The sequence below is a fragment of the Streptomyces sp. WAC03905 genome (assembly GCF_057371075.1).
This window is the reverse complement of sequence record NZ_JBXYDZ010000003.1, coordinates 6708533-6726037: the sequence shown is the minus strand read 5'-3', so window position 1 is coordinate 6726037 and position 17505 is coordinate 6708533. Positions and strand designations below refer to the sequence as shown.

Genomic DNA, 17505 nt, shown 5'->3' with positions numbered 1-17505 from the left:
GGGTCGGGCCCCCAGGAGGGACGGGGCGACGTACGCCCGGGGCGGATGCCGCCGGGGCCCGCGAACACCGCGGACGCCTCGTGCCCGGGTAGCGGCGGAAATGGTGCCGTGCCGAGCGGGCCGGGTCAGGCGCCCAGCGGGCGCCGGGCCGGGCCCGGTCCGTCGGGGCGACGCGGCCGACGCGGCCGACGCGGCCGACGCGGCCGAACCACGTCGGCGAAGCAGCGTCTGATGGAGCGCCACCCGCACCCCCCGGACCGCCGCGCGAAGCTGCTCGTCCTCACGCCCGAGGGCGCGGCGGCGCTCCGCGAGCGGCTCATGTCCCTGCTCGACACGGACTCACCGCCGGCCGGTCTCGCACCGGAGGAACGGCACGTGCCGCACGGCCTGCGGGCGCGGGCCGTCACCCCGGGCTGAGGAGGCGGGCGCGCGGCGACCGTTCCTCGGCGGTCCCGTCCTTCTCCGCGGCGACGGCGCACGCGGAGAGCAGTGTCGCCCCCGCGAGGCCGCCCCAGAGCGCGCCCGGCCCGTGGGGGGCGAGGGCGGTGATGACCGCCGGGGAGACGGCGAGGCCGAAGCCCGTGGAGAGCTCGAAGCGGGCGAGGACGCGCCCGAGGGCGTGGGCCGGGGCCAGGGCGGTGACCAGCGCCGTGGCACTGCCGGCGTAGACGATCTCACCGAGGGTGCAGACCACGGACACCGCGGCGACGGCGGGAGCGGCCAGGCCGGCTCCCAGGGCGGCCGCGGCGAGGAAGCCGAGGTAGGAGGCGGCGAGGACCACCCCGGCCACGGCCAGCACGGTCCGCCGGGGGAAGCGCGACAGCAGGACGGTCACCGGGACCTGGAGGGTCACCACGAGCACCGTGTTGGCCACGAAGACGACCGCCGACCACACCGGGGAGGCGTGCATCTGGGTCACCAGCACCAGGGGGAGCGCGATCTCGGGGACGTTGAGGCAGAAGACGTAGACGACGTTGGCGGCGAGGAGCGCGCGCATCCGGGGTGCGGGCCCCGCCCCGCCCCCGTCCCCTGCCGCAGGGACCACCGGACGCGCCCGCAGCCGGACCGACCCCGACAGGGCCGCCGCCGTGAGGTAGGCGATCCCGGTGGCGACCGCCATCCCCCGCAGTCCGGTGGCGCCGCCCGCCAGGCAGGCGGTGGCGAGGAGCGCGCCGATGCCCAGGCCCGCGTTGCGCAGGGCGCGGCCGGCCGCGAGCGCGGTGTCGCGTGCGCGGCCATGGGCGACGGTGGCCACGAGAGCCGCGTGGGCGGCGGGCCACGCCTGGTTGCCGACGCCGAGGACGAGCGCCGCGACCGCGAACGGCCAGACGTGTCCCGCCGGAGTGGCCAGCAGCAGCGCCACCCCCAGCGCCCGTACCAGCATCGACGCGGCCACGACCGTGCTGCGTGCGCCCCGGTCCAGCCAGCGGCCCACCGCCGGCATGCACACCAGGCCGACGACGATGCCCGCGGTCATGGCGATGCCGGTGGCCGGCGCGGACAGCCGCAGCACCATGACTCCGTAGAGCAGCAGGAAGGGCCGCAGCAGGCCGGTTCCGAGTGCGTCCACGGCGAGGGCGACGGCGTAGCGGGGGCCTCCGGTGGCGCGGACGAGGGCGCGGGGCCGGATCCCGGTGGTGGTTTGCATGGCGTCACCGTGCGGGCGGCGGCCCGGCCGGGCACGCGGGTTGACGGACATCGTCAACCCGGTGTCGGCGGATGCCGTGCGGTCGAGGATGCTGGGCGGGTGACGTTGAGGATCGACATCGGCGGGCCGCCGTCCGGACGGCTGCGCTTCGCCGCCTCCCCGCTCGCCGAACTGACCGCGATGCTGCACGTGCTGGCCGAGCCGGGGCACCATCCGCAGTTCGCCGACTGGGCCGGGGAGGTCTGGGCCGGGATGGCACCGGAGCTGGCCGAGCGCCTGCGGGAGGCGGACTTCCTGTGGCGTTCCTCGCAGGCCGACTTCCTGCTGCCCGCCCGGCCCCGGCCGACCCTCTCGGAGGAACTGGACGAGGTGGACCGGATCGACGACGAGCCGTACGTGACGGCGGCGCTCGTCACCACCTGCGGCAGCAACCGGGTCCGTTTCGCAACGCCGTCGCCGCTGGCCGACGCGGGAGCGCGGGAGCGTGCCCTGGACCTCGCGCAGGCCCGCGGCGTACGGCAGGAGGCCTTCGCCGAACGCCTGCTGGCGGACCCGGCCGCCGTACGGGCGCGCGTGCGCGACACCCTGGAGCGGTGCGCCGGGGCCTTCTTCGACGCCGCATGGGCGGACGTCGCCGTACGCCTCGCCACCGACCTGCGCGTGAAGAACGACCTGCTGAGGCGCGAGGGCCCGGGGAGGGCGCTGGCGTCCGTCTCCGGCGCGGTCTCCCTGGCACCGGGCGGCGACTGCATCGTCGTGGACAAGCTCCTGGACAAGGCGACCTCCGCGCACGGCGCCGGAGTCACCTTCCTGCCCAGCGTCTTCGGCAGCCCGCACCTGGCGGTGGTGCACGCGCCCGGGTGGCAGCCGGTGGTGCAGTACCCGGTGGCCGGGCCGGATCCGTCGGAGCCGGTGTCGCTGGAAACGGTCACCCTGCGGCTGGAGGCGCTGTCGCACCCGGTACGACTGCGGCTGCTGCGCACCCTGGCCCGCGGCCCGCACACCACGCGCGAGCTGGCGCACGCCTGGGAACTGTCACCGCCCGAGGTGTCGCGTCACCTCGCCGTCCTGCGCCGGGCCGGCCTGCTGACGGCCCGGCGGCGCGGCCGGTACGTCCGCTACACCCTCAGCCTGCCCGACGTGACGGCGCTGGGCTCCGACCTGCTGGCCGCCGTGCTGCGCTGAGCGGACCGGCCGACCCCGCTCGGGTCCCGCGGACGGAGCAGATCAGGGGCCGGACCGCGGGCCCGGGCCCGGGTCCTCCGTCAGCCACTCCACGGAAGCCGGCCGCTCCACGGTCACCGTGGAGAATCCCGTGTGGACGGCCCCCGCGCCGTCCGTGGGAAGGAGCAGGACGGCCGGTCGCGGGGCGGTGGCGGGGGCGGCCGCCATCGAGGTCGCCAGCAGGCCGATACCGCTGCCCACCAGGGTCACGGAGACTCCGGCCAGCACCACACCTCGGATCCAGGAAGACTCGAACACGACGTTTCTCCGTCCGTCAGGGGCCGGCCTCCGGGATCTCCGGTGCGGGCGTACGTCGAATACACCGCGTTCCACCGGCCCGCGTCATGCCACGGGAGCCCGTGGCTTGACGCCCGTGGCCGATCCCGGCAGCACTGCGTTGGTGCTCCTTGCCCCGGCGGATGATGCTTGTCAGTGGGGCCCCTGGCCGTGCAGGTCCCGTGGGACAGGCGTGACGGATCTAGCGAGGGCGAGATGAGCGGCGATGGAGCAACTTCCCACCCCTCCCGGTGAGCGGCCGGAGCAGACCGATGCCCCCCACGAGCGCGCGTACACGGCGACCGCCGCCGTCGACGAGCAGGGCATCGTGACCGCGTGGGGCGAAGGCGCCACCCGGCTGCTCGGTTACGCGTCCGCCGAGGTGGTGGGGCGGTCCGCCGCGTTCCTGCTGGCCGATCCCGTCGCCGGCGAAGCCCGCCGGATCCCGCCCGAGCAGCAGCGGTGGAGCGGCGTCGTGGCACTGCGCCACCGGGACGGCAGCCGCTTGGAGCAGGGGCTGCTCGCGCATCGCTGGGCGTCCCCCGGCGGGAGCACCCAGTGGTACGTGGTGTCAGCGGTGGCGGGCGGTCGGGGCGGTGACGGCTCCGCGTGGGGCGATCCGCTGCACGAGTGGTCGTTCTCCCAGTCCCCCTGTTTCCTGGCGGTGTTCGACGCCGATCTGCGGCTGGTCCGGGCGAACGCGGGCATGGAGCGCACGCTGTCGCTCACGGAGTCCGAGATGCTCGGGCTGCGCCTGCCGGAGATCGCCCCGGACCCGGTGAGCGAGGAGACCGAGCGCAGGATGCGCCTGGCGCTGGAGTCCGGCGAGCCGCAGCACATGGAGGCCTTCGTCCGTGCCACGGGCGTCAGCGCGGAGCACGGCTGGTCGACCTCGGTCGCCCCGCTGCGGGACCCGGACGGTGTGGTGCGCGCCGTCTGCCTCGCCGCGCACGACCGGACGGGGGCGGAGGTCGAGACGCAGCAGATGATCCTGCCGGACGCCGCCGGCGCGCGGATCGGGACGACCGAGGACAGCACCCGTACCGCGCAGGAACTCGCGGACGTGGCGGTCCCCCGGCTCGCGGACTTCGCGGTCGTCGACCTGCTGGAGCCCCTGCCGCGCGGCAACGGCCACGCCTCCGCCCCCCAGACGGGCCCCTTCACCGTGTGCCGCACGGCGGTGCGGTCGGCCGTCGAGGGCAGTTCCGAGGGGCGGGTCGCGGTCGGTGAGACGACCCTCTACGCGCCGTTCTCGCCGCCCGCCGAGTGCCTGGCCTCGGGTCGCGGCGCCGTGTACGAGACGACCGCCCCGGCGGTCGCCGAGTGGATGGCGCGCGACCCGGCGGCCGCCTGGCTGGGGGCGCACGGCGCCCGTTCGATGCTGGTGGTGCCGATGCACGCCGACGGCGTCAAGCTGGGCGTGGCCGTCTTCGGCCGCCGCAGCAGCCGGGAGCCCTTCCTGCCGCAGGACCTGACGCTGGCCGAGGAGCTCGCGGGCAAGGCCGCCACGAGCATCCACACGGCGCACCGGTCGGCGCGCGAGCACACCAGCACGATGACGCTCCAGCGCAGCCTGCTCCCGCAGACGCTGCCCGACCACCCCGCGCTGGAGACGGCCTCCCGCTACCTTCCGGCCGGTACCGAGGCGGGAGTGGGCGGCGACTGGTTCGACGTGATCCCGCTCTCCGGCGCCCGGGTGGCGCTGGTCGTGGGTGACGTCGTCGGCCACGGCATCCGCGCCTCCGCGACGATGGGCCGGCTGCGCACCGCCGTGCGCACCCTCGCCGACGTGGACCTGCCGCCCGACGAACTGCTCACGCACCTCGACGACCTGATCATCCACCTGTCCGCCGACGAGGGCGGCCGGGAGGCCGTCGACGAGAGCGCCGGCGGTATCGGTACGACGTGCCTGTACGTGGTCTACGACCCGGTCACCCGGCACTGCACGCTGGCCCGGGCCGGTCACCCGCCGCCGGCGGTGGTCTCCCCGGAGGGTTCGGTGTACCTCCTGGACGTGCCGGCCGGGCCGCCGCTCGGCCTGGGCGGGCTGCCCTTCGAGACGCTGGACGTCGACCTTCCCGAGGGCAGTGTGCTGACCCTCTACACGGACGGGCTGCTCCAGCCCCGCGAGCGGGACATCGACGAGGCCCTGGACACGATGTTCGGGGCGCTCGCGCAGCCCGCCTCCACCCTGGACACGGTCTGCGACCGGGTCCTGACGGCCCTGCTGACCCACCGTCCCGACGACGACGTGGCCCTGCTCGTGGCGCGGACGCGGGCCCTGCACGCCGACAAGGTCGTCGTGTGGGACCTGACCTCGGACCCGTCCAACGTGTCCCAGGCCCGCCGTCAGACCACGGACCAGCTGACGGCGTGGGGCCTGGAGGAGGCCTCGTTCGTCACGGAACTGCTGGTCAGCGAGCTGGTCACCAATGCCATCCGGTACGGGGAGCCGCCCATCCAGCTGCGGCTGATCCACGAGAAGGACACCCTCATCTGCGAGGTCTCCGACGCCAGCAGCACGGCGCCCCACATGCGGCGGGCCCGGACCTTCGACGAGGGCGGCCGGGGTCTGCTGCTGGTGGCGCAGCTGGCCCAGCGCTGGGGCACCCGGCACGCCCCCGTCGGCAAGACCATCTGGGCCGAGCAGTCGCTGCTCGGGTTCTAGGGGGTGTCCGGCCTTGATCCGCCGGACACCCCCAGGGGGGCGTCTCGTCGATCAGGCCGGGCCGCGGAAGACGGGCAGGGCCCACTCGGGGGGCTCCGGCGGCGGTGCGGCCACGACCTGGGTCGTGCGGCGGGGCTTGCGGTCGGGCCCCGGGCCGTCCGCGGTGGCGACCCGGAGGGCGGCGACGAACTCCAGGCAGGAGCCGTAGCGGTCCTCGGGGACCTTGGCCAGGGCCTTGGCGAGGACTTCGTCGGCGGCCGGGGCGATGTCGGGCCGCCGCTCGGTGAGGGGAGGCGGCTGGTCGTACTGGTGCGCCCACAGCAGGGCGGCGTCCTCCTCGCGCACGAAGGGCGGCCCGCCGGCGAGGGTCTCGTAGACGACGCAGGCCATGCTGTAGAGGTCGCAGCGGCCGTCCACCGGGCGGCCGGAGATCTGCTCGGGCGCCATGTAGTCGAGCGTGCCGACGAACTCGCCCGCCGTGGTGAAACCGCTCAGCGACAGGGACTTCTTCGTCAGGCCGAAGTCCGTGAGGTAGATGTGCTCGGGGTGGTCCCGGTCGGGGCCGGCCGCGACGAGGACGTTGCCGGGCTTGACGTCACGGTGCACCAGGTCGTGGTCGTGGGCGGCGTCCAGCGCGGAGGCCACCTGGGCGGCGATCCGCAGGGCGGTGTCGACGGGCAGCGGCCCCTCCCGGTCCAGCAGACCCCGCAGGTCCAGCCCGGGTACGTAGCGCATGGCGATGTAGAGGACACCGTCGGTCTCTCCGGCCTCGAAGATCGGCACGATGTGCGGGTGCTCGATCGAGGCGGCCACCCTCGACTCGTGGGTGAACCGGCGCCGGAAGGTGTCGTCGCGGGCCCGCTCGGGGGCGATCAGTTTGATGGCGACCGTGCGGTCCAGGCGCAGGTCCTTGGCGCAGTAGACCACGGCCATGCCACCCCGGCCGATCAGGCGCTCGATCCTGTATCCGGCGATCTGCTTGCCGACCAGCCCGGAGGGCCGGCCCGTGTACTGGCTCAGGTCCGCGCCCATCCGGCGCCCCCTTCCTCAGCAGGAATTCTATCGAGCGCCCCCGCGGCCCGCCCGGCGGGGATCCGGCCCGGCAGCCCCTGCGCCGGTCGCACCGGCAGGGCGTCCTACCACGGTACGGGCGGCTTGCGCCAGGGGGTGGACCACCACCATTCGGAGATTGCCGGTGCCGTGTCCGGATGGGTGGTCCGGCCGCGGAAAGTGCGGGGCCGACGCGCATGTGCCGGAGGCTCGGATGTCGTTGACTCGTGAGTGCCGATCGGCCGGCGCCAGTCCGACTTCAGCCGCGCGTCCCGCGCATTCGACCTTTCTAGGAGGTGAACCGGGTGAGCGTACTCAAGCCCCATGACACGGAGGCCCGCAGGACGCAGCGCGGCCCGGGATACCTGAACTGACCCGACGGATCCGGGCGGGGGCGCTCCCCCGTGCCCCGGCCCGGATCCCGTCGCTCCCACCGGTCGCTCCCGGCGTCGGCCCGGCGGCGCCCGGCCGACGACCACAGAGGCTGGCAGCTCAGATGCGCAACGAACGTCGGGTCCACCGCGCCCCGTTCACGTGGCACGACACGCTCTTCTTCGATCCGCTCGACGTCTTCCACGAGCCGGACGCCGACCATTTCCTCGCCGGGTTCGACGCCGGCACCCGGGCCCGGTTCGTCCGCAGCGGCACCCGGTGGAGTCACCGGCACGACCCGGCCCCGCCGGAGCAGGGCTGGCAGATCCACGTCTCGGCGGGGCCGCGCGAGGCGCGGGAGGTCGCCGCTCGCGTGGTCCGGTACCTGACGGAGCGCGGAGCCGACTTCGACATCGCCCTGGACCCCACCGTCCTCGCGGTGCTCCACTCCGGTCGTCCCTCCCCGGGCGGCGGCGCGCTCGTCACCGTCCGCCCGCACGACGACGCGGAGTTCAGGACCTGCCTGGCCGCCCTGGCCCGCCTGCTGGACGGGGTGGAGGGCCCGTGCCTCCCGTCGGCCGTGCGCCACCGCGACAGCAGGGCGCTGTACGTCCGCCACGGGCGCTTCCACGGGGCCCGCGCCGTCGACGTCCTCGGGCGTCCCGTGCCCGACGCGGCGGCGCCCTGGCCGTTCGACGACTGGAAGCCGGCCGACGAGGACGCCTCCGACGGCCTGCCGGGAGGCCGGTTCCGGGTGACCGGCACGCTCAGGTCCTTCTCCGGCGGCGGCGTCCACACGGCCGAGGACACCGCGTGCGACGACCGGAAGGTGCTGCTCAAGGAAGCCCGCGACCCCGATGCCGTGGAACTCCTCGGCCGCGAGTGGATGTTCCTCAACCTGCTGGCCGCCACCGGCTCCTATCCGGCTCCGGTCGCGAGGTTCCAGCACGGGGAACACCACTACGTCGCCGAGGAGTTCGTCGAAGGAACCCGCCTGGACGCACTGCTGCCCGCACCCGACCCGCTCGCGCGGCCGGGCTTCGACGTGGAGCGGTCCCGGGAGCACCTGCGGCTCTTCCTCACCGTCTTCCGGGGGGTGGCCCGCGCGGTGCGGGCGGCGCACGACCGCGGGGTGGTCCTCGGCGGCCTGACCGCCTCCGACGTCCTCGTCGACCCGGAGTCCCTCGCCGTGCGCATCGTCGGGCTGGGCGCCGGGCGGGTGACCGGACCGGGCGGCGGGTCCGCGGCCGGGGGCGGTGAGGCCGGGGACCGGTCGGCCATGGCCTACGCCATGGCCGACCTCGTCCTCCCGATCACGGCGATGTCGTACCTGCGCGAGGACGTCCTGGACCTGTACCGGATCCCCCTGACGGAGTGCCTGGGCTGGCCGGAGCGGCTGCACCGGCTGCTCGTGGACCTGGCCCGCGGCCGCCTCGGCCTCAGCGGCCTGATCGACGCCCTGGAGGAGGAGACGGAGCTGCTCGGCGCGGTCGGGCCGGTCCCGCCGCCGCGTCTCGCGCGGTCGGCGCCGCCGGGACCGGGCGGGACGGAGGCCGCCGTGGCGGCGTTCGTCGAGGCGGCCGCCGACGTCCGCCGGGACACGCTCTTCCCCGTCGACCCGTTCGCCCACGTCACCAACCCGCTGGGGCTCGGGACGGGGGCGAGCGGTGTCCTGTGGGCACTGCACGCCTCCGGTGTGCCCGTCCGCCCCGAATGGCTCGACTGGCTGCGCTCCGCGCTGGCGGGGATCGACCCGGCCCGGTACCCGGACGGCCTCATGAACGGCCTGGCCGGCATCGCCTGGGCGGCCGACGTCCTCGGCCTCGGGTCCCGGGCCAGGGACCTGCTCGACCGGGCCAACCGGCGCGTCGTCGCGCAGGGCGACCCCACCTTCCACCACGGCCTGGCCGGGGTGGGCATGACGAACCTGCGCTTCTTCCTGAGCAGCCGCGACCCGAACGACCTGGCCGCCGCGCAGCACTGCGCGCGCGCCCTGCACGAAACGGCCCGGCGCGACGGCGGCCACGCGTACTGGCCGGCCGGGTCCGGCACGCGGGGCCCGCTGAGCGGGCTGGGGTCCGGGCCGGCCGGTGCCGCGATGTTCCTGCTGCGGATGCACCAGATCTCCGGCGAGGAGCACCACCTGCGGCTCGGGCGGGAGGCGCTCGCCACGGAGCTGGCCCGTGCCGCGGCGGCCGGGCCCGCGGGCTCGCGGGACGCGTCCGTCGAGGCGGGCGCGGCTGGCCTGGCGAAGGTGCTGCTGCGCTACGGGGATCTGGCCTCGGCCCGTGCCGTCCTGCGCGGGCCGGACCTGAGGTGGGCGGCGGGGCCGGGGTACGCCTCCGGGCTGTGCGGGGTCGCCGACGCGCTGCTGGACGCGGCGGAGTTCACCGGCGACGCCTCCTACCGCGATACGGCGCTGCGCCGGCTCGACTTCGTCCGGCGGGTGTTCCTCTTCGAGCCCGGCGAACGCTTCGGTGTGCGCGACCCCGGCGGGCGACCCCTGCTGGCCGTGCCGGGTGAGGGACTGCTTCGCTGTTCGACCGACTACCTGACCGGGTCGGCGGGCGTGCTGCGGGTGCTGCACCGCGCCGCCTGCGGTGGCGCGGCCGACTTCCTGCTCGACGAGGTGGGGCCGCCGTAGCGGGCCGGCCGGTCAGGCCGGCACGCGCGGGACGAGGTCGCGGGCGGCGGTGGCGAAGGCGCCCCGGTTCGGGTGGCCGGTCTTCTGCAGGACGCTCGCCACGTGCTTCTCGACGGTGCGCGGCGAGATGTGCAGCCGGCCCGCGATGTCCCGGTTGCTGATCCGTTCCGCGACCAGGCGTGCCACCTCGAACTCGCGGACGGTGATGCCGGACCTGCGCAGGTGGGGCGGTACCTGTTCGGTGCCCGCGCGCCGCTGCCGGACGGACGCGCCCATCCCCCGCAGCAGGGCCCGGCCGGCCGCGGCGGCCTGGTGGTGGCCGGCGGCGTGGAAGTACTCCTCGGCCTCGCGCAGCCACTCGACCGGCGCGCCCCAGCCGTCCTCGAACGCGGGGCGGGCCACCAGCCGCAGGCACAGGCGGCGGGCCAGGGGGTACGGGGCGGCCGCCGCCAGCGCCTCGGCGGCGACGGCCGTGGCCTCCTCCCGGCGTCCTTCGCGGCCCAGCAGCACGGCGTGGGCGAAGCCGGTGAACTGGCGGTTCCAACGGGTACCGGCGGCTCCGGCCCGCGGCGGGCCGGAGCAGTGCCGACGGCCCATGCGGCCGGCCAGTACGCCGAGGAGCACCACGGGGCCGTGCCGGCCGAAGTCGACGGTGGCCGGGTTCTCCGTGTCGTGGGCCAGGGCCCGCGCGAGTTGCTGCTCCGCGGCGTCGTGCCGCTCCTCCAGCAGCGAGCAGAAGGCCCGGGCGGCTCCGTACGACAGGGCCCGCAGGCCGGGGGCGGCGTCGAGGAGCGGCTCCAGGCGCTCCAGCGCCGCGGTCATCTCGGCGCGCCGCCCCTGGTGGGCGTACCGGACGGCGTCGGCGAGCCGGAACAGGGCGAGGGGCCGGTCCAGTCCCAGCGCGGCGGCTTCGGCCGTGCCCTCGGCGATCCCGTCACGGGCCTCGTCGAAAGCGCCACGCCGGACGTGCTCCAGTGCGAGTGCGAAGCCGGCCTCGTGCGCGGCCGGCCGCAGGCCCGCGCGCCTCGCCTGCCGGCGGGCCCGCTCCAGGCGGGTCGGCCGTTCGTCGTGTCCGGCCGCGGTGACGGCCAGCTGTACGTCGGCGGCCGCACGCGGTGCGGGAAGTCCGTGGGCGAGGGCGATCGCGCGGGCCCGCTCGAAATGGACGGCTGCCGAGGCTTCGTCCTCGGCCCGGGCCAGTTGTCCGAGCAGCAGCCGGGCTCCGCAGGCGACGTCCGGCCGGTCGCCGCCGCGGGCGCCGTCGACGGCCCGGCGGGCGAGCCGGGCGGCGGTGTGCAGCCGGTCGGGGGCGGGCCGGCCCAGCTCCGCGTGGGCCGCGGCGAGGTCCACGAGGGCGGTGTGGCCGTCGGCGGGGTGTCCCGGGAGCAGGGAGCGGGCGGTGTCGACGTGGCGCAGTGCCTCGTCGGGGCGGCCGGCGAGGGTGGCGATGGTGCTGAGCCGGGCGTGGATCCCGGCGCGGCGCGCGGCGGGAACCCGCTCGTCGGGGCCGGCCGGGGCCGGCAGGCGGTCGAGGCGGCCCGAGCGGGCGACGGCGTCCAGCAGCAGTTCCAGCACGGTGGCGTGCAGTTCGGGTCCGACGGTGCCCGGCTCCAGGAGGCGGTGGGCCCGGCTGAGCAGGTCCAGGGCCTGCTCCGGACCCTGCCGGCGGGGCGGCTCCGGTGCCTGCTCCAGGGGCTGTTCGGGGGCGGTCCCGGCCGTCGCCCACCGCGCCGCCTCGCAGTACAGGCGTACGGCCTCCCGGGCCTCGCCGGCGTGTTCGTGCAGGCGGGCGGCGTGCGCGCGCCAGGCTCCGGGCAGGCCGGGGTGGAGGTGGGCCAGCGCGCGCGCCGCGCCGCGTGCGTGGCGGGCGCGTTCGCCGGGGCCGAGGTCGTCCAGGAGCGCCTCGGCCGCGAGCGGGTAGCGGAAGGCGTACCACTGGGCGCCCGGTCCGTCGGGTGTGATGAGGGAAGAGGCGAGGGCGGCGCGCAGGACCTCGGAGAGGGCCGTGTGGTCGACGCCCATCGCGTGCTCCAGGACCGGCAGGGGGAAGCGCCTGCCGAACAGGGCGGCCGTGCGCAGGAAGCGCGTGCCGAGCGGCCCGAGCGCCGCGGTCCGCCGCCTGACGTCGTCGGCGACGGCGGGGGGCACGGACGGGGTCCGGCCGCCGTGGTGGGTGGGGCGGCCGGCGTGGTCGTGGACGAGTTCCTTGACGACGAAGGGGATGCCGGCGCTCCCGGTCACCGCGCGGTCCAGGAGTTCGGGGCAGACCTCCTCCGGTGCGACGCCCAGCTCGTCCGCGACGAGGAGGCGCACGTCGGGGTGGGTCAGCGGGGCGAGGTCGAGGGTTTCGGCGGCCTCCCGCTGGCGGGCGCGCAGGGCCAGTCCGGCGGCCGCGCGGGGGGTGCGCCCCGCGACGAGCAGGAGGAGGGCGGGCAGGTGGCCGACGTGGTCGAGGAGGTACTCGACGACGGCCAGGGTGCCGGCGTCGGCGTCGTGGAGGTCGTCGAGGACGAGCAGGCAGCCCCGTTGCCGTCCGACCGCGGCGAGCAGCCGCAGCACGGCTTCGGCGACGGTGAGGGGGGACGGGCGGCCGTCCGCGGTGTCCGGCGTGTCCGCCGTGCCCGGGGGGTCGTTCAGCAGGCGGTCCATGACGGGGCCGTAGCCGCCCACTTCCTCCGGGTCGGGCAGCAGCCCGGCGCGGGCGAGCAGGAGCAGCGCCTCGACGAGCGGCCGGTAGGGGACGGGCGGGCCGACGGTGCTGGCCCGCCCGCGGACGGTGACCATGTCCGCCGCGGCGGCCTCGGCGAGGGCCTCGGTGGCGAGGCGGGTCTTGCCGACCCCGGGCTCGCCGGTGACGAACAGGGCCCCGCCCCGCCCGGACCGGGCGGCGGCCAGGGAGGCCGCGATCCGCGCCGTCTCGGCCGTGCGCCCGACGAGTCGGCCCCTCCCCCGGTGCGGGCCGCGGGCGTCACCCGCGGCGGTGCGGTCCTCGGCCGGCCCCGCCGGCCCCCCCGACCAGAGTGCGGTCACCGGCTCGTCCCCTTCCCGGCGGGCCGTCCGAGGCACCGCCCGGGTGACGATACGAGGAGCGGGGCTCCCCCGGAAGCCGCCTGTTTGGGGGGCTTGCGGCGGGTGTCATCCCCCGTCGAGGCTGTCCTCCCGTACGCGCAGGGCGAGGTCGAGCTTGGTGTGGGCGGGACGGCCCGCCTGCTGGTACTTGGCCTTGACGCGGTCCAGGTAGTCCTTGGCCGTGTGGACGGTGATGCCGGCCCGGCGGGCGGCGGACTTGAGGGTCATGCCGGAGGCGTAGTCGAGCAGGATCTGCCGCTCCCGTGGCGAGAGCCGGGGGCGGGTGGGGCTGTCGTCGTAGGCGCAGGCGAAGGCGAGTTCCATGGAGTGGGCGCCCCGGCCCTCCGCGAGGTCCTTGACGGCGGCCACCAGGGTCGGCAGGTCGTGGTCCTTGGTGAGGTAGCCGTCGGCGCCGGCCCGGATCGCCTCGATGATGCGGGAGCGGTCCGGCACCGTGCTGATCATGAGGACGCGGGTACCGGTGTGCAGCAGACGGCGGATGTTGTCGGCGGGGTCCGAGCCGTCCCGCAGGACGAGGTCGAGGAGGACGACGTCGGCCGGCGGGCGGTCCGGGGGGCCGTGCCGGGCGGGGTCCGCGAGGAGTTCCCCGACGGTGCCGGCGGTGGCGACGAGCCGCAGGTCGGGTACGCCGTCGAGCCAGGCCCGCAGTCCGTCGCGGAGCATCCGGTCGTCGTCGACCACGGCGACGGTGATCACCCCGGCCATCTCAGCTCCACCCGTACGCCTTCGCCGGGGGCGGTGTCCACGGTGGCCCGGCCGCCGGCTTCGGTCATCCGGCCGTGGACCGATCCGCGCAGGCCGAGGCCGGGCTCGCAGCGGGCGGGGTCGAAGCCCGGGCCGCGGTCGACGACGGTGACGACGGCCGCACCGCTGCCGTCCGGGTCGGCGGCGGCGGTGAGGTAGGCGTGGCCGGTGCCGGCGTGCCGTCGCACGTTGTTGAGGGCCTCCCGGGCGGCGTGCCCCAGTGCGGCGGCGACCTCGGGCGGTACGTGCGGCAGGGCGTGGTACTGGGCGGTGACCCGCAGTCCGAGGCTTTCCACGGAGGAGACGGCCTCTTCCAGGGCGGCGCCGATCTCGCGGTGGGGGGCCTCGTCCGCGGTCTGCTGGATCAGGCGGCGCAGGTAGTCGGCCTCGCGGGCGCAACGGCGGCGCACTTCGGGCGCGTTGGCGTCGACGGCGCCAGCCGCCAGGGTGGTGAGGGTGGCGAGGACGGTGTCGTGCAGGGCCCGGTGGTGTTCGAGGCGTTCGGCGTAGCGGGCCTTGTGGGCCTCGGCGGCCAGGGCGCGGGCGTTGGCCTCGTCGAGGAGGCGGCCCTGGCGGCGCAGGTACCAGCGGAAGACCCAGGTCATGACGGCGGACGACACGAGCGAGTTGAGGTGGCCGACGACGACGGCGGGGGTCGCGCCGACGCTCTGGTAGCCGATGAAGTGGGTCACCAGGAGCAGCGCGACCGCGGCGACGGCGTGGAGGCGGTCGAGGGAGATGGCCGCGGCGGCGCTGGCGGAGCCGCCGAGCAGCATCGCCCAGGCGATGGTGGGCGGTTCGCGCACGCCTCCCCAGGCGCACAGGGCCAGGGGCAGGACGCATCCGGTGACGAGGACGTCGGCCCAGATGTGCCGCCGGTCGAAGCTGCCCCGGCGCAGGGCCGTGCCGTAGGTCAGCGCGCTGAGCCCCAGGGCCGCGGCGAGGCCCAGGTGCTGCAGGGGCAGGTTCCAGGGGCGGTGGGCGACGGCCATGACGGCGACCGTGAGGTGGCTGCCCCGGTAGAGCAGGGTGGCCACGATCAGGAAGGACTGGGCCCTGTTCAGCCCGGACTTTATGGAGGTCGTTCCGCGCAGTGCTCGTATGCGGCGTATCTGTAAGGACTGCAACGCCAGGACCACACCTTCCCGAGCCGTGGGCGGCGCGGGGTCCGGGGCGTACCGTGGGGACGATGCGCCGCGAGGCCCGCAGTTGCCGGTGACACCAGGCATTTTGCCCCAGCGGGCGCACGCCAGAAAGCCACGTCCCGGACGGGTCGGTACCCGCCCGAGGCCCGATTTCACCCTCCGTGCGGGTGCTGGGTGCCGGGCGTACCGGAGTCGGACGTGGTGCGGCCGGCTCCGGCCCTGCGGAACGACTGCCTTGCGGGCGGCGGGCGGGACGCCCGGGGGCGCGCCGGCCGGTGCGGTGTTCGACGCACCCGACTGCCTGCGGGCTCCGATTGACATCCTTGCACTGCAAGTGCAAGCGTAAAGCTGCACGGTAAGTGCAACATGTTGTCTGCGGATCACGGAGGGCCCGGATGTTCCTCACCCTGGGGCGCTGGTGCGCCCGTCGGCCGAGACGGGTGATCGGCGCCTGGCTCGTGCTGCTCCTCGCGCTCGGCTGCGCCGTCATGACGTACGGGCGCGTGACCAGCGAGGCGGTGACCATTCCGGGCAGTGACAGCCAGGCCGCCCTGGACACGGCGGCGACGGCCTTCCCCGGTCCGGCCTCCGGCAACCAGCCCCTCGTCCTGCGCACCGGACCCGGGGGCCCGGCCCTGACCGATGAGAGCGCGCGGGACGCCGTCGAGCGCAGCGCTCGGGCCATCGCCGAGGTGCCGCACGTGGTGAGCGTCGTCGTGCCCCACGACAGCGCGGGCACCGCCTCGATGAGCCGTGACGGGCACACCGCCCAGCTCGTCGTCGGCCTCGACGTCACCGGCCGCGACATCACCCCCGAACTGTCGGAGCGGATCACCGACGCGGCCGGGCCGGCCGTGGCCGCCGGGATCGAGGTCACGCCGGGCGGCGACCTGGCCGCGGCCGTGGACCGGCCGGACACCGGACACAGCGAACTCATCGGCCTCGGCGCCGCGGCCGTGATCCTCTTCGTCGGCTTCCGGCGGGCGGCCGCCGCCGGACTGCCCCTGGTCATCGGGGTCACCGGGCTGGTCGCGTCGCTGGCCGCCGTCGGCCTGGCCGGGCACCTCATGGACATGCCCTCCTCCGGCACCACCATCGCCGCGATGATCGGCCTCGGCGTGGGCATCGACTACACGCTGTTCTGCCTCACCCGCTTCCGGGAGTTCCGCGGCCGGGACGTGCCCGCCGTGGAGGCGGCCGCCCTGGCCACCGCCACCGCCGGGAAGGCCTCCGCCTTCGCCGGGTGCGCCGTGGTCGCGGCGCTGGCCGGGCTCGCGCTCGGCGGGCTGCCGCTGCTGCGCGCCCTGGCGTTGGCCCCCGCGATCGCGGTGCTCCTCGCGGTGGCCGCGACCCTCACCCTGCTGCCCGCCCTGCTGAGCCTGCTGGCCCGCTTCCTCGGCGCCGCCCGGGAGGAGGGCGCCGCCGCACCCGGCGGGGCGGACGCGCCCGCCCCCGCGGTCCACGGCTGGCAACGGATCGCCGACCGCGTCACGGCCCGCCCCTGGCGCCACCTGCTCGCCGGCCTCACTCTGCTCCTGCTGCTCGCCGCGCCCGCCACCCAGCTGTCCTTCGGTCAGCTCGACGCCGGCGACAAACCCGCCGGCTCGGCCAGCCGTACCGCCTACGAACAGCTCTCCGAGGCGTTCGGGCCCGGCGTCAACGGCCCCCTCCAGGTGACCGACACCCTGCCCGCGCCGGCCGCCGGCCCTCAGGACGCCCGCGTGGCCAGGGTCTCCACCGCCCTGGCCGCCACCCCCGGTGTGGCCTCGGTGAGCCCGCCGCAGCTCACCGCCGACGGCCGCACCGTCCGCTGGCAGGTCACGCCCACCACCGGCCCCGGCGACCCGGCGACGGCCCGGCCGGTCGGCACCCTGCGCGCCGACACCCTGCCCGCGGCCACCGCGGACGGGGCGGGGAACGCACACGTCGGCGGGGCCGCGGCCGCCGTCACCGACCTCAACGACCGCCTGGCGGACCGGCTGCCCGTCGTGATCGGGACCGTGGTGCTCGTCGCAGGACTGCTGCTCCTGGCCGCCTTCCGCGCGCCGCTCCTCGCACTGAAGGCCGCCGTGCTGAACCTGCTGTCGGTGGCCGCCGCGTACGGCGTGCTCACCGCGGTGTTCCAGTGGGGCTGGGGCGCACGCTTCATCGGCCTGGAAGGGCCGGTGCCCGTCCCCGGCTACGTACCGCTGGTGATGTTCGCCGTCCTGTTCGGACTCTCCATGGACTACGAGGTGTTCCTCCTGACCTCGGTGCGCGAGAAATGGCTGACGAGCGGCGACAGCCGGCATGCGGTGGTCGCCGGCCTCGCCTCGACCGGCCGCATCATCACCTCCGCCGCGCTGATCATGGTGAGCGTCTTCCTCGCGTACCTGATCTCGGACGACCCGGTGGTGAAGATGTTCGGCACCGGCCTCGCGGCGGCCGTCGCCCTCGACGTCACCGTCGTCCGCGGGCTGCTGGTCCCCACCACCATGGCCCTGCTCGGGGACCGCGGCTGGTGGCTGCCGCGCCGCCTCGACCGGATCCTGCCCGAGCTCGACATCGAGGGCACCGCCCACACCCTGCCGGGGGAACGGCCCGCAGCCGCCGCGCCGGAACCCGGCGAGACCACCACCAGCCCCCTTCCGACCCGGTGAGGTTC

At 75.9% G+C, this 17505-nt stretch carries 11 protein-coding genes; 5 read left to right on the top strand and 6 right to left on the bottom strand.

What is annotated here, in order from left to right; translation table 11 throughout:
- The first annotated feature begins 231 nt into the window (after window positions 1-231).
- On the top strand, window positions 232-417 hold the full coding sequence (locus tag AC2RP6_RS32865; RefSeq protein ID WP_486449476.1) for a hypothetical protein: 186 nt from the start codon (window positions 232-234) through the stop codon (window positions 415-417).
- Here the strand turns inward: AC2RP6_RS32865 and AC2RP6_RS32860 are convergent.
- Window positions 404-1648: an MFS transporter gene (locus AC2RP6_RS32860; RefSeq protein ID WP_486449475.1), complete on the bottom strand. Its 1245-nt coding sequence runs from the start codon at window positions 1646-1648 to the stop codon at window positions 404-406. The genes AC2RP6_RS32865 and AC2RP6_RS32860 overlap by 14 nt on opposite strands.
- Before the next feature lie 99 nt (window positions 1649-1747).
- Between AC2RP6_RS32860 and AC2RP6_RS32855 the strand changes: the two genes are divergently transcribed.
- Complete coding sequence (locus AC2RP6_RS32855) at window positions 1748-2833, top strand: DUF5937 family protein (RefSeq protein ID WP_486449474.1); 1086 nt, start codon at window positions 1748-1750, stop codon at window positions 2831-2833.
- A gap of 42 nt (window positions 2834-2875) precedes the next feature.
- On the opposite strand, the gene AC2RP6_RS32850 is transcribed toward AC2RP6_RS32855, so the two are convergent.
- Window positions 2876-3130 (bottom strand): hypothetical protein, encoded by a 255-nt coding sequence (locus tag AC2RP6_RS32850; protein WP_486449473.1) that lies wholly within the window; start codon window positions 3128-3130, stop codon window positions 2876-2878.
- A 244-nt stretch (window positions 3131-3374) separates the two neighbouring features.
- Here AC2RP6_RS32850 and AC2RP6_RS32845 point away from each other — a divergent pair, with 244 nt between their 5' ends.
- On the top strand, window positions 3375-5816 hold the full coding sequence (locus tag AC2RP6_RS32845) for a SpoIIE family protein phosphatase (protein WP_486449472.1): 2442 nt from the start codon (window positions 3375-3377) through the stop codon (window positions 5814-5816).
- A gap of 51 nt (window positions 5817-5867) precedes the next feature.
- Here AC2RP6_RS32845 and AC2RP6_RS32840 read toward each other — a convergent pair whose 3' ends face one another.
- The gene (locus tag AC2RP6_RS32840) at window positions 5868-6848 is read right to left on the bottom strand and encodes a serine/threonine-protein kinase (RefSeq protein WP_486449471.1); all 981 of its coding nucleotides are present in this window, start codon (window positions 6846-6848) and stop codon (window positions 5868-5870) included.
- A 514-nt stretch (window positions 6849-7362) separates the two neighbouring features.
- On the opposite strand from AC2RP6_RS32840, the gene AC2RP6_RS32835 reads away from it, so the two are divergent.
- On the top strand, window positions 7363-9882 hold the full coding sequence (locus AC2RP6_RS32835; protein ID WP_486449470.1) for a class III lanthionine synthetase LanKC N-terminal domain-containing protein: 2520 nt from the start codon (window positions 7363-7365) through the stop codon (window positions 9880-9882).
- Window positions 9883-9894: 12 nt separating this feature from the next.
- On the opposite strand, the gene AC2RP6_RS32830 is transcribed toward AC2RP6_RS32835, so the two are convergent.
- The 3 genes from AC2RP6_RS32830 to AC2RP6_RS32820 all read right to left on the bottom strand — a co-directional run bounded on the left by AC2RP6_RS32830 (window position 9895) and on the right by AC2RP6_RS32820 (window position 14843).
- Entirely contained in the window at window positions 9895-12912 is a 3018-nt protein-coding gene (locus AC2RP6_RS32830) for a helix-turn-helix transcriptional regulator (protein ID WP_486449469.1), read from the bottom strand.
- 105 nt (window positions 12913-13017) lie between these two features.
- A complete protein-coding gene (locus AC2RP6_RS32825; protein WP_486449468.1) occupies window positions 13018-13677 on the bottom strand; it encodes a response regulator in 660 nt (219 codons plus the stop codon).
- The gene (locus tag AC2RP6_RS32820) at window positions 13665-14843 is read right to left on the bottom strand and encodes a sensor histidine kinase (RefSeq protein ID WP_486449467.1); all 1179 of its coding nucleotides are present in this window, start codon (window positions 14841-14843) and stop codon (window positions 13665-13667) included. Before AC2RP6_RS32820 ends, AC2RP6_RS32825 begins: the two co-directional genes overlap by 13 nt.
- Before the next feature lie 413 nt (window positions 14844-15256).
- Here AC2RP6_RS32820 and AC2RP6_RS32815 point away from each other — a divergent pair, with 413 nt between their 5' ends.
- Entirely contained in the window at window positions 15257-17500 is a 2244-nt protein-coding gene (locus tag AC2RP6_RS32815; protein ID WP_486449466.1) for an MMPL family transporter, read from the top strand.
- Window positions 17501-17505: the final 5 nt, after the last annotated feature.

What these genes read in the sequence shown, in the direction of transcription:
- AC2RP6_RS32865 (WP_486449476.1), top strand. Translation starts at nt 232, where the DNA reads ATGGAGCGCCACCCGCACCCCCCGGACCGCCGCGCGAAGCTGCTCGTC.
- AC2RP6_RS32860 (WP_486449475.1), bottom strand. Translation starts at nt 1,648, where the DNA reads ATGCAAACCACCACCGGGATCCGGCCCCGCGCCCTCGTCCGCGCCACC.
- AC2RP6_RS32845 (WP_486449472.1), top strand. Translation starts at nt 3,375, where the DNA reads ATGGAGCAACTTCCCACCCCTCCCGGTGAGCGGCCGGAGCAGACCGAT.
- AC2RP6_RS32840 (WP_486449471.1), bottom strand. Translation starts at nt 6,848, where the DNA reads ATGGGCGCGGACCTGAGCCAGTACACGGGCCGGCCCTCCGGGCTGGTC.
- AC2RP6_RS32835 (WP_486449470.1), top strand. Translation starts at nt 7,363, where the DNA reads ATGCGCAACGAACGTCGGGTCCACCGCGCCCCGTTCACGTGGCACGAC.
- AC2RP6_RS32825 (WP_486449468.1), bottom strand. Translation starts at nt 13,677, where the DNA reads ATGGCCGGGGTGATCACCGTCGCCGTGGTCGACGACGACCGGATGCTC.
- AC2RP6_RS32815 (WP_486449466.1), top strand. Translation starts at nt 15,257, where the DNA reads ATGTTCCTCACCCTGGGGCGCTGGTGCGCCCGTCGGCCGAGACGGGTG.